We start from the raw sequence: 21,345 nt of genomic DNA, 5'->3' as shown, positions 1-21,345 counted from the left end.
CCCCGCACAGCTCGTCGCGCTCCATTTCGGCGGCGATCTCCACGATGCGCCCATCAATCGCGTTGCGCTGACCGGCCAACTCCGCCAACTCCGCAAACAACACCTCAAGACGCTCACCAGGACCGGCCACCACGGCGCCAGCGGGTGCACTCGAAGACATAACGTCATCATCGCAGCCGGGTACGACAAGAAGCCGGCCAGAACGGCCCTGTAGAACAACCGCTTTCCGATTTCACTCACAGTGAACATCAACTCGATCTGTCGACATCCATCGTATCCAGGAAGCTGGCGGGAGAGCCTCCGCCGGCACACCCGACCCGGCACCCAGGTTGCCTGTCTACCTGCGACAACCTCGACAGCGCATTGGATTTGTTGAATTGCCCTGGTTTTGATGGGTTTTGATGGAGGTCCGGTTCATTGGATTGCGCCAGAGGCTGAAGATCACTTCGGACTTGCAGTAGCCGTTGACCGTCTCGGCGAGCGGCCGATGGTGCCGATGGAAGGTAGCGCGCCAATCGCAGTGCCATCGCAGGCCCGGCGGTACGGTTCTCCTTGACTTCCGCGCCATCTCAAGAGCGTCGAGCACCGTGGTGGTACGCATGTGCGAAGCCGCCCGCCAGCCGACGATCACGCGGCTGAGCACCTCGGCGATGAAGCACACATAGGCGATGCTGGCCCAAGTAGCCACGAACGTCAGGTTGGTGACCCACAGCCGGTTGGTTGCACTGGCGGTGAAGCCGCGTCCGACCAGGTCGGGATATCGTCAAGCACAGCACAAAGCCCATCAAAGTCGCTTGACTCCCCTTAGGAACTCAACACCGGGCCAAAATCCGGCCCACCCGACCACCACCAATCCCGATGCGTGAACCAAGGCAGGACAGGGCTCAAGCGTTCACCCCGCCGCCGCGCTCACCCAGCCGCGGCGGCGGCCGGTACTCGGGCCGATAGCCAGAGATACGCACGGGACTACCTACGAGACGTAAATCACCCGCCCGCACAACGATTTCCGGCGTCGCCTTCAGCGCCTCGGGCAGCGTGCGGACGGCCGCCGCCGGCACTCCGAGCGGACGCAGCCGCCGTTCCCAGCCGGCGGCGGTATCGGTCGCCAGCATCGCCGTGACGACGCCGAGCACCTCGTCTCGCCGGGCCACCCGCTCGGCCATGGTTTCGAAGCCGCCGATGCCGGCCTCGTCAGCAAAGGATTTCCAGAACCCGTCATGCGTGATGAACAGCGCCAGATACCCATCCGCGGTCGGAAAGAGCTGTGCCGGGACGTAATACGAGTGCGCTCCATAGGGCCGGCGTTGCGGATCGACGCCCTCGTTGAGGTAAGCGGAGGCATGGTAATTCAGCTGCGAAAGCATGACGTCGCGCAGCGACACGTCCACCTGTCCGCCGCGACCGGAGACGATCATGGCCAGCAACCCCAGTGCCGCACACATTCCGGTGGAGTTGTCCGCAGACGAGTAGCCGGGCAGCGTCGGCGGGCCGTCCGGCTCACCCGTCAACGCGGCGATTCCGGTGGCGGCCTGGATCACGTAGTCGAATGCCGGATCATCGCCACCGTCCAGACCGTAACCGGTGATCGCCACGCAGACGATCCGTTCGTTCCACCTCCGTAGCGCCTCGTAGGTGAGTCCCAGCCGGCGTATCGCCGACGGCTTCAAGTTGACCAGAAGTGCCTGCGACCGGGCCGCGAGTTCACCCAGGCGTTGTTGTCCCGCTTGGGAATTCAGGTCCAGGCAGAGGCTCGACTTGTTGCGGTTGAGGCTGGCGAAGTAGCTCTCCCCCACGCTGCGGGAGATCTCCCCGCCCAGCGGCTCGACCTTGATCACCTCGGCACCGAGATCGGCCAGCAGCATGGTCGCATACGGCCCGGCCAGCATGGTGCCGACTTCGAGAACCCGGATTCCCGCCAGCGGACCTCGACCAGTCACCGCAACTCCGTTGCCAGCGAAGCGATCATCTCACGGGTCCGGCGCTTGGACGCGACGAGTTCGTCACGGTTGCCGCCGATCGGCAACAAGCGCACCGACAGATCGGTCACACCGGCGTCGGCGAATCGGCGCAGCCGGGCCAGGATGGCGTCCTCGTGGCCGGCCGCGCAGATATCGCCGACGTCCTTGGCGTCGCCGTAACCCAGCAGCCGCTGGTAATTCGGCGACACCTCGGCCTCGCCCAGGATGCGGTTAGCACGCTCCCGGGCGGCGTCGACTTCTGTTGTGCTGCACAGGCACACGGGCACGCCGGCGACGATGCGCGGGGCCGGGCGCCCGGCGTTGCCGGCGGCCTTGGTGATCCGGGGCACGACGTGCTCGGCCACGGCACGTTCGTCGGCCATCCATAGCACGGTGCCGTCGGCCTGTTCGCCGGCCAGCGTCAGCATCACCGGGCCGAGCGCGGCCACCAATACCGGCAGCGACGCCACCGGCGCCAGGTCGAGCGGGTTGTGCACCCGGAAGCTGTCGTTTTCCACGTCAACCCGGCCGGCGCCGGCGAGAGCCGCATGCAGTACCTCGAGATAGTCACGGGTGTATGCGGCCGGCCGGTCGTAGGGAAGCCCCAGCATGTCGTCGATGATCCAGTGATGCGACGGCCCGACACCCAGTACCAAGCGGCCAGCCGTGGCCGCATGTACCGATAAGGCTTGGCGGGCCAACGCGATCGGGTGCTGCGCCTGCAGCGGAACCACGGCGGTGCCCAGCTCGATGCGGCTGCTCCGCGTTCCCATCAGGGCCACCGCCACCAGCGCGTCGAAGTCGTTGGGGATCTGCGGAATCCAGGCGCTGTCCAGGCCGGCGGTCTCGGCCCAGTCGATGTCGGCCAGCATCCGGGTGACCTTGCGGGCCGAGTCGCCGCGCTCCGGACCGACCATCACTCCGATGCGCATGGTTCCTCCGGGGCGGGTTGAGGGGCTGGGTGCGCCGTGCCGGTGAGCGCGCGAATGTCGCGCACCAGCTCGTCGAGCGGTGTTCCGGTGGGAAACACCGCCGCGGCACCGGCGGCCAGCAGCTTGGGCACGTCGGCGTGCGGGATGGTTCCGCCGACGACGACGGCGATGTCGTCGCCGTCGGCGGCACGCAGGGCTTCGATGGTGCGCGCGGTGAGTGCCAGGTGCGCGCCGGACAGAATGCTCAACCCCACGACGGCCACGTCCTCTTGCACGGCGATCGAGGCGATGTCTTCGATGCGCTGCCGGATGCCGGTGTAGATCACCTCGAAGCCGGCGTCGCGCAGCGTGCGGGCGACGATCTTGGCGCCGCGGTCATGCCCGTCGAGCCCGGGCTTGGCGATCAAGATGCGGGTGGCCATCTAGAACACCACCGGCTGCTGGAATTCGCCCCACACCGCCTTGAGCGCGGAGACCATCTCGCCGACGGTGCAGTAGGCGTTGGCGCAGTCGATCAGCCGGTGCATGAGATTGTCGGTTCCTTCCGCACCGCGGGCCAGCGCGGCGAGCGTGGATTGTACTGCGGCATTGTCTCTTTCGGCCTTGATCTGGGTCAGCCGCTTGAGTTGCAGGTCGCGCCCCTCGGCATCGAGCTCGTAGGTGATGATGTCGGGTTCGGGTTCTTCGGAGACGAACCGGTTGACCCCGACCACCGGCCGCACGCCCGTTTCGATGTCCTTGTGCATCCGGAAGGCTTCGTCGGCGATGAGCCCTTGCAAGTAGCCGTCCTCGATCGCGCTGACCATGCCGCCGTGCTTTTCGAGGTCGGCCATGATCTCGATGATGCGGCCTTCGGTGGCATCGGTGAGCGCCTCGACGAAGTAGGAGCCGCCGAGCGGGTCGGCGACCCTGGCCACGCCGGTTTCGTAGGCCAGGATCTGCTGGGTGCGCAGTGCCAACGTGGTGGACTCCTCGGTGGGCAACGCGAACGGCTCGTCCCAGGCCGCGGTGAACATCGACTGCACGCCGCCCAGCACAGCGGCCATCGCCTCGTAGGCCACCCGCACCACGTTGTTGTGTGCTTGCGGCGCATACAGTGACGCACCGCCGCACACGCAACCGAACCGGAACATCGACGCCCGATCCGTCTTGGCGCCGTATCGTTCCCGCACCAGCGTCGCCCAACGTCGCCGTCCCGCACGGTATTTGGCGATCTCCTCGAAGAAGTCGCCGTGGGTGTAGAAGAAAAACGAGATCTGCGGCGCAAACTCGTCGATGGTCATCCGGCCGCGCTCGACCACGGTGTCGCAGTAGGTGACACCGTCGGCCAGGGTGAAGGCCATCTCCTGCACAGCGGTGGCACCCGCGTCGCGGAAGTGCGCACCGGCCACCGAGATGGCATTGAACTTCGGTACCTCGGCCGCGCAGAACTCGATGCTGTCGGCGATCAACCGCAGCGACGGCTCGGGCGGCCAGATCCACGTGCCGCGTGACGCGTACTCCTTGAGGATGTCGTTCTGGATGGTCCCGGTGAGCTTGGCCCGTGGCACGCCGTTGCGCTCGGCAGCGGCGACGTAGAACGCCAGCAGGATCGCCGCCGTGCCGTTGATCGTCATGCTGGTGCTGATCTTGTCCAGCGGGATGCCGTCGAACAGGATTTCGGCGTCGGCCAAGGTGTCGACAGCGACGCCGACCCGGCCGACTTCCTCGACGACGTCGGGGTCGTCGGAGTCGAAGCCGCATTGGGTGGGCAGGTCGAGCGCCACCGACAGCCCCGTCCCGCCCTGCTCCAGCAGGTAGCGGTACCGGCGGTTGGACTCCTCGGCGGTGCCGAATCCGGAGTACTGGCGAAACGTCCAGAGCTTGCCTCGGTAGCCCGACGCGAAGTTGCCCCGGGTGAAGGGAAACTCCCCCGGGCCCGGGGGTTCCGACTCGCGGTCCGCCGGCCCGTACACCGGCGCAAGCGGGATGCCCGATGAGGTCTGAGCTTCATTATCCATCGATGAATAACGTACTTGCAAAAAAAGAGAATGCCAATACCGCTGGTATGACCAGGTGAGATAGCACAATGCTGGGCGGCGGCGGTGGTCGGCCTCGGCTGATCTGCGGTCAGCTGCACCCGAGCGACCCAACGACGTATGACGGAGGGCGACATGACGGTTCCCCGGCCATCGGCGGCAAACCTGCGCGCCGCCGCCGAGCACTTCGGTTTTCACCTCGACGAGGATGCCCAACGGGCTTACCTGGCGGCCGTAACCCACACCCTGAGGTCCTACGACGTGGTCGACGAACTCTACCGCGACCTCTGCGACCACTCCGCCCCCCCGCAGCCGCCCGATCGGGTCTACCGCTTCCCGGAGCCGGGCGACAATCCGCTCGGGGCCTGGTATGTCACGGCCGACATCGCCTCCGGCGCAACCGGTCCGCTATCGGGCCGGACGGTGGCGATCAAGGACAACATCGCCGTGGCCGGCATCCCGATGATGAACGGATCACGTGCGGTCGAGGGATATGTCCCCAGCCGTGACGCCACCGTCGTGCACCGCCTGCTCGCCGCCGGGGCCACCATCGCCGGCAAGAGTGTCTGCGAGGACCTATGCTGCTCGGGATCCAGCTTCACCTCCGCCTCCGGACCGGTCCGCAATCCGTGGGACCCGACGCGGGAAACGGGCGGATCATCCAGCGGCAGTGGCGCACTCGTCGCCGCCGGTGAAGTCGAGCTGGCACTGGGCGGCGACCAGGGCGGGTCGGTGCGCATCCCGGCCGCCCTGTGCGGCATCGTCGGGCTCAAGCCGACCTACGGGCTGGTGCCCTACACCGGCGCGTTTCCCATCGAGCGGACCATCGATCACCTCGGCCCCATGACGCGCACCGTCGCCGATGCCGCAGTGATGCTCACGGTGCTTGCCGGACCCGATGGCCACGATCCGCGCCAGCCCGCGACGATAGCCCCGGTCGACTACCGGTCCGCGCTTACCGGCGACGCGACCGGTCTACGGGTCGGCATTCTCGCCGAGGGCTTCGGGTGGGCTAACTCGCGGCCCGAGGTCGACGAGCTGGTACGGTCGGCGGCCCGCCGGTTCACCGAAATCGGCGGTACTGTAGGCGATATCAGTGTGCCACTACACCGGCGCGGGATTCACGTCTTCAACGTCATCATCACCGACGGCGCCACCTACCAGATGCTGGAGGGCAACGGATACGGACTCGGCGTGGACGGACTTTACGACCCGGAACTCATGGCGCACTTCGTAAGACAGCGCGTGGTCAAGGCCGACCAATTCGCCAGCACCATCAAGGCGACGGCGTTGTGCGGCCACTACAACCGAAACACGCTGGGCTGCGCCTCCTATGCCAAGGCACGCAATCTGGTGCCGCAGCTGCGCGCAGCTTATGACGGGGCACTCGAACGATTCGACGTGCTGGTGATGCCCACGGTGCCCGGCACGGCCAATCCGCTGCCAGAGGGCAACCCGCAGGATGTCGGGTTGCTACCACACGCATCCGGCAAGGCGGTCAACACGGCGCCCATGGACATCACCGGGCACCCCGCGATCTCGGTGCCCGCCGGCCTGGCCGACGGGCTGCCCGTCGGAATGATTATCGTGGGCAAGCGATTCGACGACGCCACCGTATTGAAGGTCGCCGGCGCCTTCGAAACGCTGCGCGGCGGCTTCCCCCAGCCGCCATACTGAATCCCTACGCTCGGCAAAGGATTTCGCCGTGGGGCATCGCCAGCCAGGAATCCGGGGCGCCAGCCCAGGAGCGCCACGCCGCCGAGATCTCTTTCAGCTCAACTGTTGTGGCCATGCCCGAGTCCACCAGTTGACGAGACAGGTCCGACTGCAGGATGCGGTCGGCCCACATTCCGCCCCACCAGTCGCGGGTCTCGGCCGTCGCGAAACACCAGATGCTGCCGGTCGGCGTGATGTCGTCGAAGCCGGCCGCAAGGGCCCACGACAGCAGCCGCCGGCCCGCGTCCGGCTCGCCACCGTTGGCGCGAGCCGCCCGGTCGTAGAGTCGCAGCCACAGGTCCAGCGCGGGCAGCCGTGGAAACCACGATAAATCCCCCGTAATCGGCATCACGAGCCGCGACAACTCCGCCCGGCGCGCACACCCGCCGCATCTCCCGCAGTGCCTGCACGGGATCGGCGAGGTGTTGTAACACCTGGTGAGCATGGACGACATCGAAGGTGTCGTCAGGAAAGTCGAGCGCGTGCACGTCGGAGGTCACGAATGAGACGTTCGAGACGTTGCGCCGCTGGGCCTCGGCGCGGCCCAGGCTCAAGGCGTCGTCGGTTTGCTCGACGGCCGTCACCCATCCCGGCGCCACCCGGGCGGCGAGGTCGACGGTGATCGTCGCGGGCCCGCAACCGACGTCCAGCACCGTCATCCCCGGCTTCAGGTGGGGCAGCAGGTAGCCGGCGGAATTCTCCGCGGTGCGCACCCGATGACTGCGCAGCACCGACTCGTGATGTCCGTGCGTGTAGCTGGTCGCAGAGCGGTCGTTCATGGCGGGTTCCCTTGGTCGGCGCGTCATCGGTGTCGCCAGCCTATAACCTCAACTCACTATTTGAAATGTTCGTCTCATATTATGAGATGCGCTAGTCGACCGGCACGTCGAGAACCGGACGGTCGACGTCGGCGCCGGGACCGTCGAAATGCCACCACTCGCCGGCGTACACGTTCAGCCCGCCGTATTTCATGGCCTCCCGCAGCGCGGCCCGGTTCGCCTGAGCCGCCACGGTCACCCCCTGGCTCGCGAATGCCGTTGCCCGCGAAGAGAAGTCGTCGAAGTCGGTGCCCATGTCGGCGAGGCACAGTCCGGCCACCTGATGCTCGGCCGGGCAGCTTTGTTGCGGGCTGGTGAACGTCACATCGACCGAGCGGCCGGCCTCGTGGCTGCGGGCATACGGTCCCGGCCGTGCCACCCACGCCGGGTTGGGAACCGCGTTGAACATCTTGACTTGCGCCTCGTGTGGGCGGTAGCAGTCCCAGAAGACCAACACGTGCCCTTGCGGGCGCAGTGCGACCGCGGCCGCCGCAAGTCCTTGGGCCATCGATTGGTGTACCAGGCACCGGGCATCGGCCGGATAGAGCTGGGTGTGAGTGAAGTTGTTGGTCGTCGCGTAGCGCAGGTCGATGACGGCGTCGGGCACCACGCTTCGGACGTCGACGAACCCGGCCGCGTGCGCCGCGTCGCTGAGCGGCGGCATGCCGGTGCCGGACGGGACCGTGGTCCCGACGGGCCGCACCGGCAGGGACCCGACGGTCCCCGATAACCGGGGCGATGCGACGCGGGCGTCTTGGCAGCCACCGGCAACCGCGACGAGCAGCGCGGCGACCACGACCGGACAGAGCCGCCGCATTCCAGGCATCCCGACATTGTCGCGGGTGCTCGTGCCGAACTCGGCGCAGCCACACGCAGGGTCGGCGAAACTCGGCAAACGCTTTACCGAACCGATACCGGCTCAGCGACGCGGGCTACGAGCCCGGGGATTGTTCAGTGCTCGTCGTAGTGACCGTCATGGGCGGCATGGCGGCACCCGTCGTGCACATAGTCGACGTGGTCACCGTGCGGAACCGCCACATGTCCGCAGCCCTCGCCGTGAGTGTGGTCGTGCCCCTCATGCATCGCGTGGCCGCCGGCCGGTTCGCATTCGTCAAAGTGATCGCCATGCTGTCGATGCAGGTGACCGTCGTGCACATAGTCGACGTGATCACCGTGCGGAATCGCGACATGCCCACACCCGTGCCCATGCGGATGGTCGTGACCCACATGCTGCTCGTGAGCTACAGCGTTCATTTGGTCCTCCTGACAACCGATTTCGACTGGACACAATTCAACACGGCGGCTTCTCGACGTTGGTCAGCGACTGCCGCACTTCCATGGTGAGCTATCTGCCACCCCGGACAAAAGCAGAAAGTCACCGAGAAGGCCGTCTACCCCCCGGGGGGAAGGCATCGTCACCCGATCAGGGGACGGGCCGCTCCGCTCGAAGTAGGGCTGAAAACACGACAGACAGCGACGCGCCGCGCGGGCGAAAGTACCAGCGTGGAGCCGCAAACGCTGACCGCCGCAGCCACGACACCCGATGGCCGGGCCAATCGCCGCAGCCTCGCGGGCGCCTGCACGCCGCGGGTATCGGTCCGGGGCAAGCCGTTGCGGTGTGCCTACCCCGATCGTGGCAGCTGGTCTGCGTCATGCTGGCATTCGCCGCGCCGGGGCCACCGTGGTGCCGCTCGACGCGGACAGCCCGGTCGCGCGGCAACGCCACATCGTTGCGGACTCGGACAGCGTGGCCGTGGTGTGCGCCGGTCCGGAGGCGGCACCGACGCCGGCTTCGGTGCGGGCGCTGCGAGCAGCCGACCTGCTCGACGCCGGGGCGGGGCCCCTTGACGACGTCGACGCACCGCCGCAGGACCCGGGTTTCGTCTTCTACACCTCGGGAACGACCGGGCTACCCAAGGGCGTCGAAGTCTGCGACGCCGGCATACTGCGCCTGGCCGAGCCGGGATGGCTGCGCTTCGAGGCCGGCACGCGGGTTGCCAGCCTGTCCAACCCCGCCTTCGACGCGTTGACGTTCGAGGTGTGGACACCGCTGCTGACCGGCGGTACCTCCTGCGCGAACTACTCGAAATGGCGGGCGGCGTCCTTGGCGTGCCCGATCTCGCCGCGAGCGACCGATTCGTCACCGGCGGCGGCGATTCCCTGACCGCGCCGCGGCTGCGTTTCGAAATCCAGTGGCGCTGGCAGGTCGACGTCCCACCCGCCGACGTGATCGGCAAGGACTTCGCCGCCCTGGCCGACGCAATCGCCACCGGCGCCCACGCCGGCCACTACCCGCCGGTGCCGGCCCCGACCGGGCTGCGCAGCGCCCCGGCCACGTCCGAGCAACAACGGCTGTGGTTGCTGCAGCAGCGCGACCCGCAGAACCGCGCCCACGACGTGCGACTGGCCTTCCAGCTGCAAGGCACTCCCGACGTGGTTGCCTTGCGCGTGGCGGTACGCCGATTGGTGGCCCGCCATCCCGCGCTGCGCACCGCGTTGCGGGCCGCCCTGGACGGCCTGCGCCAAGAAGTCGGTGATCCCTACGACCCCTGGGACTCGGTGGACGCGCGCGACGGCGAAGCGTGGCACCTGACCGCCGACCGGTTTTTCGCGCCGGCCTTCGACCTCGCGCAACCGCGGATGCTGCGCGCCGGCCTGGCACCCCAGCACGACTCCTGCGGCAGTGCCCGGCCGGCGGCAACCGGGCGGCTTCCTCCTGCTGCTGCACCTGCACCACGTCGTGCGGGCGCTCGCCAGACCCTCTTCAGGTGATGTCGCCGTCGACGTAGCGCTGCAGGTTGGGCGCAAGTGCTGCCACCACCTCGTCCTCGGGCATCGACGCGATCGGCTCGATTTTCCAGACGTAGCGCAGCAGCGCGAAGCCGATCAGCTGACTGGCGATCAGCCCACTGCGACGCAGCCGTTCGCCCTCGTCGTCGGCGAGCGTCGACTCACCGATCAGCCCCCGCTCGACGATCAGCCGGAGCTTTTCGCGGGTCGTGGGTTCGTGGGCGGCGGTCAGCACCACCGCGCGCAGCGCGGGACCGACCTCCTCATCGGTCCAGATGTCGAGCACGTTGCGGATCAGTTGCCTGCCCAGCTCGGCCTTGGGCGTGGCCCAGGTCGTGGCGACCGAGTCGAGCCACTTCTGCGGTGGCGAGGTCGCAGCGTCGAGCAGGCCTTCCTTGGAGCCGAAGTAGTGGTAGATCAGCGCCGGGTCGACGTCGGCGGCGCGCGCGACGGCGCGGATCGCCGTGCCGGCCCAGCCGTGCTCGGCGAACTCTTCGCGCGCCGCGGTGAGGATGCGCGCCGCCAGCACGCCACGGTCGTCGCGCGGGCCGGGGGTGCTGGACCGTTTCGCCACAGTCACACCATACCCGCAGAATTCCATCTTGCGTTGAGACTAATTTCAACGTAGCGTGAAATTATGACGAAGTTGCTCAATGGTCCGCAGACCACCGGCCGGCAATACCGGAACCTCAGCGAGCCGCGGTACGCCTCCCGCGCCGACGCCAACGCGGCGATCACGGTCCGCGACGGGACCACGTTGCTGGCCGATGTGCACCGGCCCGATTCCGACGGCCGCTTCCCCGCGCTGCTGGCCGCGTCGCCCTACCCGCGGCAGATGCAGGACTTCGGCGCACCCGCCGGCTTCATCGAGGCCGGCGCGACCGATTTCTGGGTTTCGCGCGGCTATGCGCACGTCATCGCCAACCTCCGCGGCACCTGCGGGTCCGGCGGCACGTTCAGCTTCTTCGACGCACAGGAGCGCCAAGACCTCTACGACCTTGTCGAATGGGTCGCCGCACAACCCTGGTGCGACGGAAACGTCGGCATGATCGGCATCAGCTACTTCGCGATGAGCCAGCTCGAGGCCGCCGTCGAGCGCCCGCCGCACCTCAAGGCGATCTTCCCCCTGGCGGTGACCACCGACCTCTACGAGGGAGCCAACCATCACGGCCTGCTGAGCTCGTCTTTCGTCACCCCCTTCCTCGCGATGACCGGCCTGACGGCCGAGCGCAGCGACAAGCTCTGGCGCAGCAAGCCCGTCGGTCTGGTTCGCCGGGTGCTCAACAGCCCGCGGGTGCATAAGAAGTTCGAAACCCTGAACGGGGAGTCAGCGCTCACCATGCTGCGCCAGCTCCTCCGCCTACCGCACAATCCGTATCCGTGGGACGAGCTGTGGCTGGACGCCGCCGTCAGGCATCCAACCCGCGATGAGTGGTGGCAGGAGCGAAACCTGTTGCCGCTACTGAAGGAAATCGACATCCCGGTGTACCTCGGCTGTGATTGGGACAACGTGCCACTACACCTCCCGTCGACATTTGCCAGCTGGAACGAATTGTCGGACAACGCTTGTGTGCGAATGGGCCTACTCGGCAAGTTCGGCCTGACCTGGCCATGGGAAAGTCTGCACGTCGAAGCTCTTGCCTGGTACGACCACTGGCTCAAGGGCCGCGACACCGGAATCCTCGACGGGCCGCCGATCCGCTATCTTCTGCCCGGCGCCGACGAATGGCGTACCGCCGAGTCATGGCCGCCGTCAATGATGCCGCACCGTGAACTCGCCCTGCGCGCCGACGGCACGTTGCGCACGGACGAGGGTGAGCCGGGCAGCCGCGAATTCATGGTGCTGGGTTCAGGATTGGGCCGCGTCAAGCCGAGTGCTATCGATCCGCCGTCGATGCTGACTTGGACCGGCACTCCGCTCAGTGAGGACCTCGATGTCGTCGGCGACATCGAGCTGCGACTGGTGGCATCGGCGACAGCGATCGACACCGCGTGGATTGTCACACTGCAGGACGTGGCGCCCGATGGCCAAACCACCGATGTGACGGCGGGTTGGCTGCGCGCCAGCATGCGTGCGGTCGACGAGGCGGCCAGCCGCCCCGGGGCGCCGGCGTTGCCCTGCACGAATGCCCAAGGGATACCGGTAGGACAAGACGTCGTATATCGAATCCCGTTGGTCCCCAACGCTCGCCGGTTCAAGAGCGGGCACCGCATCCAGCTGGTGCTCACCAGCGACGACCAAGATCCGGCGGTGCCCGCCATCATGGGTTTCCGGCATGCCAGCGTAGGTACCAGCAGCCTGAACACCGTCCGCTCGACGTCGCGGCTCCTGCTCCCGGTACTTGGCTAGCGTAATGATGTTGCGGCCGAGTCACTCAGTCGCGGGCATTTCGGGCAGATCGCGGCATCGCGCAATAGCGGTAATTACGGATAATTTCATGACGGTTTCAGTTGGGCGAAGATACGGCAGCTTTAGAAGTCGACTATCACCATTGCCATTGGCTCAGCTATAACGTTGCCCGGATGCGCGGATCGAACACGTATGAGAGATGCTGGCGCCCAACATTTCACGTTGTCGTGTCGGCATTCGTCATTGCCTTCACCGTCATTCTCGCATCTCCGATAGCTCATGCGGCCGCGGTGACCGCAACCTTGGCCGTGACCTCGCAGTGGAACACCGGCTTTGTAGCCAACTACAAAATAGTGAACTCGGGCTCGGCTCAGCTGACCGACTGGACGGTCGAATTCGATTTGCCCGCAGACGAATCGATCACCAATGTGTGGAGTAGCAAGCTGGCCCAGTCCGGAACGCACTTCGTCCTGACCCCCGAAGATTACAATCGAACGATTGCGCCCGGCGGCTCCATCAGCATTGGCTTCCAGGCCGCGCTGACCGGCGCCTATTCACCACCGGCGAACTGTCTGGTGAATGGACAACCCTGCACCGCGGGATCGACCCCAAGCACCACGACTACCACTGCGACTACAACTCCCACTACGACCACCACCACGACCACGACACCGACCACGACGACACCGACGACCACGACGACCACGACTTCGACGACGGGGTCCGCCACTCCCGGCGCGGCGACCGCGACGTTGTCGGTGACCTCGCAATGGAATACCGGATTCGTGGCCAACTACAACATCGCCAACCCCGGCGCCGCACAGCTGAACGGTTGGAAACTCGAATTCGACTTGCCCGCTGGCGAATCCATCGCCAATGCGTGGAGCAGCAAACTTGCCCAATCCGGTACGCATTACGTGCTGACTCCCGAGTCTTATAACAGCACAATCGCTCCGGGCAATTCGGTCACCGTCGGTTTCCAGGCCGCCCAGACGGGCGCGTATGCGCCACCGACGAATTGTCTGCTCAACGGCCAGTCCTGCACCGGCGGATCGGGATCAACCAGCCAGTCCACGACTCCGCCGACAACCACGAGCGCGACCACCAGCGCCACCCAGATTTGCGATCAGTTCGGAACGACGACGATAGGAGGCGCCTACGTCGTTCAGAACAATCGGTGGGGCACCAGTGCCGCGCAGTGCATCAACGTCACCGCGACCGGGTTCACCATCACCAAAGAGGACGGCTCGGCGCCCACCAACGGCGCTCCGCTGTCATACCCGTCGGTCTACCTGGGCTGCCATTACAGCAATTGCTCTCCGGGCAGCAGGCTGCCGGCCCAGCTGAGCCAGCTCAACGGTGCTAACAGCAGCATCAGTTACGGCTATGCCAGTGGCACTTATGATGCGGCGTATGACATCTGGCTGGACCCGACACCGATAAAGGACGGCGTCAACCAGATGGAGATCATGATTTGGTTCAACCGCCAAGGCTCCATCCAACCGGTCGGCGCGAAGGTCGGCACCGCCACCATCGGCGGTCGCAACTGGGATGTCTGGCAAGGCAACAACGGCAGTAACAACGTGATCTCCTACGTCGCGCCGACGCCGATCAACTCCTGGAGCTTCAGCGTGCTGGATTTCGTCAGCGATGTTCGCAACCGGGGCGAGATAACCAATTCCTGGTACCTCACCAGCATTCAGGCCGGATTCGAGCCGTGGAACGGCGGCGTCGGCCTTGCCGTCAATTCGTTCTCGGCCACCGTCAACTGACCAGGCGGCAGTAGCGGTCAGTCCGGGCATATCCGGCACGTCAGCGTTGCGACTGACTCCATCACACGGCGCCCGACGGCGCCAGTTCCCGGGCGCAGCGGTAACGCGCACACTTCCGGCACGCTCAGGTATCGCAGCAGGCCATCCTTGCAACGACGGCCCCCAGAGCCCGGCTGCGCCTGCACGCCCCGAGCTGACACTGTCACATCAACTTCATACTGTTACTTTTTAAGTATGTTAAGCGCGTTGTCGAGTTCTCCCCTAAGCTGCCAACTAGCGTCGCAACCACTTCTCGACGTGGTGCAGACCGTTTCGCTACCCAACGACGAGAGGGGCATGAGCCGGTGTGTGCTAGCTTTTCGCACCAACCGCCGACGGCCCAGCTGCCTACGGTTTCAGTGGCGGCTGCGACGGACTCGTCGCCGACGACGGCCGGCTACCGATCACCCACTGTCGATTCCGCTTCTTGGCGAGCTATGTTTCGGCAGGCGGTCCTGGCCACTGTCGGTGACTTCGTCGCATCGCGCAGTGCCTCCCGGCTGGACGAGCCAGCTTCGGCAGCGGCGGGCGAAATCTTGTTGAAGTTTGTCTCGGGCGGCAAATGCCTGCGGTCCACCTTCATGTACCTAGGCTGGCTGTGCGGCGCGGCGCCGAGCCCCGCAGCGCTGTCGGCTGCGGCGAGCTTGGAGTTGCTGCATGCGTTTGCGCTCCTGCAGGACGATGTAATGGACCGATCGTCACAGCGGCGCGGGAACCCGGCCGTGCACGTCCAGCTGGCCGAGTGGTACCGACGACGTGGATTGTCCGGCCCGGCAGGGCGGTTCGGTGAATCGGCGGCCATACTGCTGGGCGATGTCTGCCTAATCTGGGCCGAACAGATGCTGCGCGAAAGTGGTGTCGAAGCCCGCCGCCTGCAGCAACTGTGGCCGCGATACGACGCGATGCGCATCGAGCTGGCGGTAGGCCAATTCGCCGACTTGGCCAACGATATCCGCGACCAGCCGTCACTGCGGACCGTCCTCGACATCGCCCGGCGCAAGTCGGGCAACTACACGGTGCGCCGGCCGTTGGAAATGGGCGCGGCGATGGCCGACTGCGACGATCGCACATTGACTCAGCTCGGGCTCTACGGTTCCGATGTCGGCGAAGCCTTCCAGCTGCGCGACGACCTGCTGGGCGTGTTCGGCCCGCCGGCGACCACGGGTAAGCCCAACGGCGGGGACCTGCTCGACCGCAAGGCCACCAGCGTGGTGGTGGCCGCGCACGAGATGGCCGACCAGTCGGCGCGCCGGGAGCTTGCCGAGCTGGTACGTGCCGATCACCTCGACGATGCAGCGCTGGATCGCTTCCGGGCGGTAATCATCGCCACAGGTGCGGCACAGCGCATCGAAGGCATGATCAGACGCCGTGTTGAGCGGGCCCGAAATGTCCTGGACCACATCATGATCGACTATGCCCCGCGCACGGCGCTGGCCACTTTGGCGGAGGCCTGCGTGGAGCGCACCGCGTGAGAGGACCCCGGTAATGCGGACTGTCCAGGGACGCACCGATCACGTGGTGGTGATCGGTGCGGGATTGGCGGGGCTGTCGACCGCACTGCATCTGGCCGGCCGCGGCCGCAGTGTCACGGTGGTCGAGCGCGAACCGTGGCCGGGTGGACGCGCGGGGCGACTCGACATCGGCGGTTACCGAATCGACACCGGCCCAACGGTGCTCACCATGCCCGACATCATCGACGACGTATTCGCCGCCGTGGGCGAAACCAGCTCTGGCCGTTTGGAACTGCTACCGGTCGACCCGGCTTACCACGCGATGTTCGCCGACGGCAGCGCGCTCGACGTGCACTGCGACACCGACCGGATGGCATCGGCCATCCAGACGTTTGCGGGTGGCCGGCAGGCCGCCGGGTACCGCCGGTTGCGCGAGTGGCTGACGCGTCTGTACCGCACCGAAATGGACGGGTTCATCGCCGCCAATTTCGACTCGCCGCTGTCGCTGCTCACACCACAGCTGGCGCGACTGGCCATCATCGGCGGGTTCCGCAACTGGGACTCCATGGTCAAGCGCTACCTCAGCGACCCTCGACTACGGCGGATCTTCACCTTCCAATCGCTGTACGCCGGTGTGGCCCCGCACGATGCCTTGGCGGCGTATGCCGTTATCGCATACATGGACACCGTCTCGGGGGTGTTCTTCCCGCGCGGCGGCGTCCGAGCGCTACCCGATGCGCTGGCGGCCGCCGGAGCCGGCGCCGGCGTGCAGTTTCATTACCGTTGCAGCGTCACCCAACTCGAACGCAGCGGCAACCGCATCACTGCCGTGCGCACCGACCAGGGGCAGCGCATCTCCTGCGACGCCGTCGTGCTCACCACCGAACTACCCACGACCTACCGACTATTGGGCCGCACACCACGTCGCGTCCGCGCGCTGCGGGCCTCGCCGTCGGCCGTCGTCGTCCACGCCGGCTGCCGCAGCGTCTCGTCGGCGGATCGCCCGATAGCTCATCACACGATCCTCTTCGGGGCAGCGTGGGAGCAGACTTTCACCGACATCATTCGTGACGGCCGGCCGATGCGCGACCCGTCGCTGCTGGTCACCCGGCCGACAGCGAGCGATCCAAGTCTCGCCCCCGCCGGCCGTGACCTGTTCTACCTGCTTGCCCCGGCACCCAACCTGGCCGCCGGTACGGTCGACTGGCCCACCGCCGGTAACGCCTACGCGGAATCAATCATCGACGCCGTTGCCGACCGGATGCTGCCGGAGCTGCGCCACAGCGCCGAGGTGCTCGACGTTGTCACCCCCGCGGATTGGGCGCGTCAGGGCATGGCGGCAGGCACACCGTTCGCGCTGGCGCACACGTTCGGCCAGACGGGGCCGTTCCGGCCGGCAAACATGGTCCGCGGTATCGACAATGCCGTGCTGGCGGGGTCGTCGACCATTCCCGGCGTCGGCGTGCCCACCACGCTTATCTCCGGGAGGCTGGCCGCGGATCGCATCACCGGCGCCGTGAGCCGACCAACACGCCACTTCGACATGAAACCCGACGTGAAAGCGCAAATGTCATGATTCGCAACGAATTAGACGCCGCCGACATCCACGATCCGCAGCTGCGCGAGGCGTATCGCCGCTGCCGGCGGATCAATGCCGCCCACGGGCGTACCTTCTTCCTCGCCACCCGGTTGCTGGCGCCAGACCAACGGCCGCCGGTGCATGCACTGTACGGTTTCGCCCGTTATGCCGACGACATTCTCGACTCGCTTGATCCCGCTCTGGGCCCGGACGTTCGCGCCCAGCAGCTGCAAGAACTTTCCGATCGGTTTTTCGCCGGCGCCGACCTCACCGACCACCCGGTGCTGGTAGCCGTGCGCCACACCGCGCGCCGGCACTACATCAATACCGAGCTGTTCGAAGATTTTCTGACATCGATGCGAATGGACCTCACGGTCACCGACTACCCCAACCGCGACGCGCTCAACGGCTACATGCGAGGCTCAGCCGAAGCGATTGGGCTGCAGGTACTTCCGATCTTAGGCACCGTAGTGCCGGTCGCGGAGGCAGCCCCGTACGCCGCCGCCCTCGGGCGCGCTTTCCAGCTCACCAACTTCATCCGGGACGTCGAGGAAGACTTAGCCAGAAACCGGGTCTACCTGCCCGGGGATGAGCTTGCCGGCGATGGCGTCGACCGGGATCTATTGATGTGGTGCCACCGGAATCGGTGTACCGACAATCGGGTACGTAACGCGTTGGCGGCCCAGCACGCGATCACCAGAAACACCTATCGGTTCGCCGCCGACGGGATCGCGATGCTGGCGCCTCGCTCCCGGCCCTGTGTGGCAACCGCTTTGACGTTGTACTCCGAAATTCTGGATCGCATCGAAGACGACGATTTCGAGGTGTTCAGTCACCGTGCCACCGTCGGGCACGCGCGACGGCTACGGGTCGCCGGAGCCGGATTGATCCAAGCCTGGCTGGCCCGCAACAGTGCCCGCGATATGTCCGATCCGGCCGAGCCGGGTGCCGCATGAGCGATCACTGGCAATACCTGCTGGTCCTAGCCGCCTGCTTGGCAATCACCGCACCGCTGGAGTTTTTCGGCAACGGCGTCTACCGGCAGCCGCTGCGGCTGCTGAAAGCGGTGCTGCCGGTTGCGGCGGTGTTCCTCCTCTGGGATGAGGCAGCCGTCGCCGCCGGAATTTGGACCTACGACGCGCGCTATATCAGCGGCCTGTCGGTTCCGTTTCGGGTGCCGGTCGAAGAAGTGCTGTTCTTCGTGGTGATCCCCATCTGCGCACTGCTGACCTACAACGCGGTCCGCACGATTCTCGATCGGCGCAGCCGCCGATGACCGGGCTGGGATATACGCTGCCGGCCGTGCTGGCCGTGGTGGCCGTCAGCGCGCTGGAGCTGACGCTCTTGCGCACCGGCGTGTTTCGGCGCCCGGCGTATTGGGTGTCGATGCTGATCGTGTTGGGATTTCAGATCCAGGTCGACGGCTGGCTGACCAAACTCAGCTCGCCGATCGTCAGGTATGACGAACACCAAACGACGGGCCTGCGGTTCCCGCTCGATATCCCGATCGAGGATTTCCTGTTCGGTTTCGCGACGGTCACCGCCGTCCTGCTGCTGTGGGAGCGCCGGAATGCGCGCCGATGAGGCCGGCGCCGGCTAATCGCGGATCGAGCCGGAGGAGGCCTCACATGCTTTCGGGAATGGCGCGCATCGCGATCGCCGCACCGCGACGGATCATCGCGGCCGCGATCCTGGTGATGGCCGACGCCGCCATCTTCGGCATCCCCGCCGCGACCAGTCTGGCCCCCGGCGGGTTCGTGGATCCGGCATCCGAATCCTCCCGCGCCGCAGCCGTACTCGCCGACAAGTTCCACCGGGGCGACATGGAGATGGTGCTACTGGTGAGCTCGGACAGCGGCGTGCAAGACGGCCCGGCGCGGGCCGTCGGAACGGATATCGCACGACAGCTTGCCGAGTCACCGTTCGTTGCTCAGGTCGCATCCCCCTGGGACACACCGCGACCGGCTCCCGGCATGGTCAGCACCGACGGCAAGTCCGGGATAATCCTGTCCGCGCTCAAGGGAAATGAAACCAGCGCACCCGCGCATGCCCAGGCCCTGGCAGACCGGTTCACGCAGCACCGTGACGGCGTCACAGTACTGGCCGGCGGCGCGGCGATGGTCTACGCACAGGTCAATCAGCAGACCCAAAAAGACGTACTGCGAATGGAAATTATTGCAGTACCGGTGAGTTTCGTCGCGCTGGTCTGGGTATTCGGCGGGTTACTGGCCGCGGCATTGCCGGTAGCTGTGGGCGGCTTCGCGATCCTGGGTTCACTCGCGGTGCTGCGTGGGATTGCCCTGGTCACCGACGTGTCGATCTTTGCGCTCAACGTGACGGTCGCCCTGGGGATGGCCTTGGCGATCGACTACACCTTGTTGATCGTCAGCCGGTACCGCGACGAGCTCGCCGACGGACGGGACCGTGACGACGCCTTGATACGCACCATGATGACGGCAGGGCGCACTGTGCTGTTTTCCGCGATGACGGTGGCCCTGTCGCTGGTCGCCATGGTGGCTTTTCCCATGTATTTCCTGAAGTCCTTTGCCTATGCCGGCATCGCGGTTGTGGTCTTTTCCGCGTTGCCGGCCGTGGTGGTGGCGCCGACCGTGCTTGTGCTACTGGGTGACCGGCTCGACGCACTCAACGTACGGCAGCTGGGCCGGCGGTTATCAGGCCGCCCCGAACCGCCGCAGCAGCCCATAGCCCGGAATTTCTGGTACCGCACGGCCAAATTCGTGATGCGCCACGCCATTCCGGTGGGACTGGCCATCATTACGCTATTGATCGCGTTGGGAATACCGTTCCTCGGCATCAAATGGGGTTACCCCGACGACCGGGTGCTGCCCTCATCGGCATCCGCGCGGATGGTCAGCTATCGGATCCGCAGCGACTTCACGTCCAGCTCCGCAACCAAAGTCACGATCGTCATCCCGGACACCGCCGGCCTGACACAGCCAGACCTCGACGAGTACGCCGCACAGCTGTCTTGGGTGCCCGATGTGGCGGCGGTGTCGGCGCCGACGGGCACGTTCGTGGCCGGCCGGCTCACCGGGCCGCCGTCGGCGCCAGCCGCAATGGCAGCCGGCAGCGCATACCTGACCGTGGACAGCACCGCACCGCTGTACACGCAGGCATCAGAAACCCAGTTGGACCGTTTGCATGCCGTCCCGCTGGCGGGCGGTCACCCGGTCCAGATGACGGGAATCGCTCAGATGAATCGCGACTGCGTCAACGGGATCACGTCACGTTTGCCGGTGGTGTTCGGTTTCATCGCGGCGGTCACAGTGGTGCTGCTATTCCTGATGACCGGCAGTCTGGTATTGCCGATCAAGGCGGTGCTGCTCAACATACTTTCCCTCACAGCGGCTTTCGGCGCGCTGGTATGGATCTTTCAGGACGGGCATCTTGATGCACTGGGCACCACACCGACCGGTACGCTGGTCGCCAACATTCCGGTGCTGATGTTCTGTATCGCATTCGGATTGTCGATGGATTACGAGGTCTTCCTGTTGGCGCGCATTCGCGAATACTGGCGGCAGTCACCCCGGACACGCGCCGACAACGACGAGAGCATCGCGTTGGGTCTGGCCCACACCGGAAGGGTGATCACCGCCGCCGCGCTGTTGATGTCGATCTCGTTTGCGGCGCTGATATCCGCCGACGTGTCCTTTATGCGCATGTTCGGAGTGGGGCTGACGATCGCGGTGCTGGTCGACGCGACCCTGGTACGCGCGCTGCTGGTGCCGGCATTCATGCATGTGTTCGGCAGCCTGAACTGGTGGGCGCCGCAACCGCTGGCCGGTATGCACCGTCGGATCTTCGCCGGTGACGCCGCTGACGCCGTGGGCACAGTCCGCACGGCCAGCGGCTAGCTACCGCGCTTCCGCTGCGGCACTGTTAAGACTATTAAGGACTGCGT

General features: G+C 66.1%; 18 protein-coding genes and 4 pseudogenes. 12 read left to right on the top strand and 10 right to left on the bottom strand.

Features of this window, described 5'->3' with window-relative positions:
* The 6 genes and pseudogenes from CDN38_RS31000 to CDN38_RS17730 form a co-directional block, all read right to left on the bottom strand.
* Positions 1-160, bottom strand: a pseudogene (locus CDN38_RS31000) (hypothetical protein); the annotation flags it as partial.
* 383 nt (positions 161-543) lie between these two features.
* Positions 544-763, bottom strand: a pseudogene (locus tag CDN38_RS17750) (DDE-type integrase/transposase/recombinase); the annotation flags it as partial.
* Between the two features lie 121 nt (positions 764-884).
* Positions 885-1,937, bottom strand: coding sequence for a CaiB/BaiF CoA transferase family protein (locus CDN38_RS17745; protein ID WP_082277308.1), 1,053 nt, complete (start codon positions 1,935-1,937; stop codon positions 885-887).
* Positions 1,934-2,890: a TIGR03564 family F420-dependent LLM class oxidoreductase gene (locus CDN38_RS17740; protein WP_075512271.1), complete on the bottom strand. Its 957-nt coding sequence runs from the start codon at positions 2,888-2,890 to the stop codon at positions 1,934-1,936. Before CDN38_RS17740 ends, CDN38_RS17745 begins: the two co-directional genes overlap by 4 nt.
* On the bottom strand, positions 2,875-3,312 hold the full coding sequence (locus CDN38_RS17735) for a cobalamin B12-binding domain-containing protein (protein WP_075512272.1): 438 nt from the start codon (positions 3,310-3,312) through the stop codon (positions 2,875-2,877). The genes CDN38_RS17740 and CDN38_RS17735 overlap by 16 nt, the downstream gene beginning before the upstream one ends.
* Positions 3,313-4,890, bottom strand: a complete 1,578-nt coding sequence (locus CDN38_RS17730; protein WP_075512273.1) for a methylmalonyl-CoA mutase family protein — start codon at positions 4,888-4,890, stop codon at positions 3,313-3,315.
* Between the two features lie 153 nt (positions 4,891-5,043).
* On the opposite strand from CDN38_RS17730, the gene CDN38_RS17725 reads away from it, so the two are divergent.
* Complete coding sequence (locus CDN38_RS17725; protein WP_075512297.1) at positions 5,044-6,585, top strand: amidase; 1,542 nt, start codon at positions 5,044-5,046, stop codon at positions 6,583-6,585.
* Between the two features lie 4 nt (positions 6,586-6,589).
* On the opposite strand, the pseudogene CDN38_RS17720 reads toward CDN38_RS17725, so the two are convergent.
* The 3 genes and pseudogenes from CDN38_RS17720 to CDN38_RS17710 all read right to left on the bottom strand — a co-directional run bounded on the left by CDN38_RS17720 (position 6,590) and on the right by CDN38_RS17710 (position 8,696).
* Positions 6,590-7,403: pseudogene (locus tag CDN38_RS17720) on the bottom strand (class I SAM-dependent methyltransferase).
* A gap of 91 nt (positions 7,404-7,494) precedes the next feature.
* Positions 7,495-8,259, bottom strand: coding sequence for a M15 family metallopeptidase (locus tag CDN38_RS17715; RefSeq protein ID WP_408633075.1), 765 nt, complete (start codon positions 8,257-8,259; stop codon positions 7,495-7,497).
* 134 nt (positions 8,260-8,393) lie between these two features.
* The gene (locus CDN38_RS17710; protein ID WP_082277309.1) at positions 8,394-8,696 is read right to left on the bottom strand and encodes a hypothetical protein; all 303 of its coding nucleotides are present in this window, start codon (positions 8,694-8,696) and stop codon (positions 8,394-8,396) included.
* Between the two features lie 364 nt (positions 8,697-9,060).
* Between CDN38_RS17710 and CDN38_RS30060 the strand changes: the two genes are divergently transcribed.
* Together CDN38_RS30060 and CDN38_RS30055 are read left to right on the top strand one after the other, a co-directional pair.
* On the top strand, positions 9,061-9,606 hold the full coding sequence (locus CDN38_RS30060; protein WP_075512275.1) for an AMP-binding protein: 546 nt from the start codon (positions 9,061-9,063) through the stop codon (positions 9,604-9,606).
* Entirely contained in the window at positions 9,552-10,214 is a 663-nt protein-coding gene (locus CDN38_RS30055) for a condensation domain-containing protein (RefSeq protein WP_075512276.1), read from the top strand. The genes CDN38_RS30060 and CDN38_RS30055 overlap by 55 nt, the downstream gene beginning before the upstream one ends.
* Here the strand turns inward: CDN38_RS30055 and CDN38_RS17700 are convergent.
* A complete protein-coding gene (locus CDN38_RS17700) occupies positions 10,207-10,806 on the bottom strand; it encodes a TetR/AcrR family transcriptional regulator (protein WP_244307472.1) in 600 nt (199 codons plus the stop codon). The genes CDN38_RS30055 and CDN38_RS17700 overlap by 8 nt on opposite strands.
* Positions 10,807-10,869: 63 nt before the next feature.
* On the opposite strand from CDN38_RS17700, the gene CDN38_RS17695 reads away from it, so the two are divergent.
* From CDN38_RS17695 to CDN38_RS17660, 9 genes and pseudogenes are all read left to right on the top strand, one after another.
* Positions 10,870-12,582 carry a CocE/NonD family hydrolase gene (locus tag CDN38_RS17695; RefSeq protein ID WP_075512278.1) on the top strand — a complete coding sequence of 571 codons (1,713 nt, stop codon included), beginning with the start codon at positions 10,870-10,872 and terminating at the stop codon, positions 12,580-12,582.
* 173 nt (positions 12,583-12,755) lie between these two features.
* Positions 12,756-13,178, top strand: a pseudogene (locus tag CDN38_RS32225) (cellulose-binding domain-containing protein); the annotation flags it as partial.
* A complete protein-coding gene (locus tag CDN38_RS30990; RefSeq protein WP_233027205.1) occupies positions 13,158-14,354 on the top strand; it encodes a glycoside hydrolase family 12 protein in 1,197 nt (398 codons plus the stop codon). The pseudogene CDN38_RS32225 and the gene CDN38_RS30990, both read left to right, overlap by 21 nt.
* Before the next feature lie 476 nt (positions 14,355-14,830).
* A complete protein-coding gene (locus CDN38_RS17685; RefSeq protein ID WP_082277311.1) occupies positions 14,831-15,865 on the top strand; it encodes a polyprenyl synthetase family protein in 1,035 nt (344 codons plus the stop codon).
* Positions 15,866-15,878: 13 nt separating this feature from the next.
* Entirely contained in the window at positions 15,879-17,420 is a 1,542-nt protein-coding gene (gene crtI, locus CDN38_RS17680) for a phytoene desaturase family protein (protein WP_075512280.1), read from the top strand.
* A complete protein-coding gene (locus CDN38_RS17675; RefSeq protein ID WP_075512281.1) occupies positions 17,417-18,379 on the top strand; it encodes a phytoene/squalene synthase family protein in 963 nt (320 codons plus the stop codon). The genes crtI and CDN38_RS17675 overlap by 4 nt, the downstream gene beginning before the upstream one ends.
* Positions 18,376-18,699: a lycopene cyclase domain-containing protein gene (locus CDN38_RS17670; protein ID WP_075512282.1), complete on the top strand. Its 324-nt coding sequence runs from the start codon at positions 18,376-18,378 to the stop codon at positions 18,697-18,699. Before CDN38_RS17675 ends, CDN38_RS17670 begins: the two co-directional genes overlap by 4 nt.
* A complete protein-coding gene (locus tag CDN38_RS17665) occupies positions 18,696-19,007 on the top strand; it encodes a lycopene cyclase domain-containing protein (protein WP_075512283.1) in 312 nt (103 codons plus the stop codon). The genes CDN38_RS17670 and CDN38_RS17665 overlap by 4 nt, the downstream gene beginning before the upstream one ends.
* 44 nt (positions 19,008-19,051) lie before the next feature.
* Positions 19,052-21,298: an MMPL family transporter gene (locus CDN38_RS17660; RefSeq protein ID WP_099319098.1), complete on the top strand. Its 2,247-nt coding sequence runs from the start codon at positions 19,052-19,054 to the stop codon at positions 21,296-21,298.
* Positions 21,299-21,345: the final 47 nt, after the last annotated feature.

This window comes from Mycobacterium ostraviense (assembly GCF_002705925.1).
Taxonomy (GTDB): domain Bacteria; phylum Actinomycetota; class Actinomycetes; order Mycobacteriales; family Mycobacteriaceae; genus Mycobacterium; species Mycobacterium ostraviense.
This window is presented reverse-complemented; position numbering and strand designations above follow the sequence as displayed.

Bases quoted from the DNA above. Each gene is read 5' to 3' on its own strand.
- CDN38_RS17715 (WP_408633075.1), bottom strand. From the start codon at position 8,259: ATGCGGCGGCTCTGTCCGGTCGTGGTCGCCGCGCTGCTCGTCGCGGTT.
- CDN38_RS17740 (WP_075512271.1), bottom strand. From the start codon at position 2,890: ATGCGCATCGGAGTGATGGTCGGTCCGGAGCGCGGCGACTCGGCCCGC.
- CDN38_RS17695 (WP_075512278.1), top strand. From the start codon at position 10,870: ATGACGAAGTTGCTCAATGGTCCGCAGACCACCGGCCGGCAATACCGG.
- CDN38_RS17670 (WP_075512282.1), top strand. From the start codon at position 18,376: ATGAGCGATCACTGGCAATACCTGCTGGTCCTAGCCGCCTGCTTGGCA.
- CDN38_RS17725 (WP_075512297.1), top strand. From the start codon at position 5,044: ATGACGGTTCCCCGGCCATCGGCGGCAAACCTGCGCGCCGCCGCCGAG.
- CDN38_RS17665 (WP_075512283.1), top strand. From the start codon at position 18,696: ATGACCGGGCTGGGATATACGCTGCCGGCCGTGCTGGCCGTGGTGGCC.
- CDN38_RS17710 (WP_082277309.1), bottom strand. From the start codon at position 8,696: ATGAACGCTGTAGCTCACGAGCAGCATGTGGGTCACGACCATCCGCAT.
- crtI (WP_075512280.1), top strand. From the start codon at position 15,879: ATGCGGACTGTCCAGGGACGCACCGATCACGTGGTGGTGATCGGTGCG.
- CDN38_RS17730 (WP_075512273.1), bottom strand. From the start codon at position 4,890: ATGGATAATGAAGCTCAGACCTCATCGGGCATCCCGCTTGCGCCGGTG.
- CDN38_RS17675 (WP_075512281.1), top strand. From the start codon at position 17,417: ATGATTCGCAACGAATTAGACGCCGCCGACATCCACGATCCGCAGCTG.
- CDN38_RS17685 (WP_082277311.1), top strand. From the start codon at position 14,831: ATGTTTCGGCAGGCGGTCCTGGCCACTGTCGGTGACTTCGTCGCATCG.
- CDN38_RS17660 (WP_099319098.1), top strand. From the start codon at position 19,052: ATGCTTTCGGGAATGGCGCGCATCGCGATCGCCGCACCGCGACGGATC.
- CDN38_RS17735 (WP_075512272.1), bottom strand. From the start codon at position 3,312: ATGGCCACCCGCATCTTGATCGCCAAGCCCGGGCTCGACGGGCATGAC.